Annotated in this window: 1 pseudogene; it reads left to right on the top strand. The window is 54.5% G+C overall.

Annotated features, from left to right (window positions below):
• Positions 1–192 precede the first annotated feature (192 nt).
• Positions 193–381: pseudogene (locus ACW9HW_RS30155) on the top strand (addiction module antidote protein); the annotation flags it as partial.
• Positions 382–464 lie beyond the last annotated feature (83 nt).

Raw genomic sequence — 464 nt, 5'->3', positions numbered from 1 at the left:
AGACCGTGATGATGTCGACTGACACTCCGCTTTCGCGAGCAGGCTCGCTCCCACAGTAGTTTCTCGCCCTACCAAACAGTCCCACTCATTTCGCCGAAAAGCCATTGCCAATCCAAGAAGTGTCTGACTGCTTTGCCGCATCCATCTGGATACAGTTGCGCAATGAATGCAATTGGCCAAGGAGGTCCAGCCATGAGCGAGACTTTGACGATTGTCGATATGGCGACTCTGCTCGACAGCGATGAGGCCATCAGCGAATACCTGTCCCAGGTACTCGGTGACGGTGACGGTGACGGTGACGGTGACAACGAAGAGTTTCTTCGAACCGTCGGCTACGTGGTAAAGGCCCGCGACGATGATGGTCAAACGCGAGGGTCGATCAAGACGTCTGGTTGATCACAGATCGAGTGGTCAACAAAAAACCATTGTGGGAGCGAGCCTGCTCGCGAAGGCGGTGTTTCAGT

Source organism: Pseudomonas sp. SDO5532_S415, from assembly GCF_054071155.1.
The sequence above is the reverse complement of the archived record's forward strand: the minus strand, read 5'-3'. Positions and strand labels throughout refer to the sequence as shown.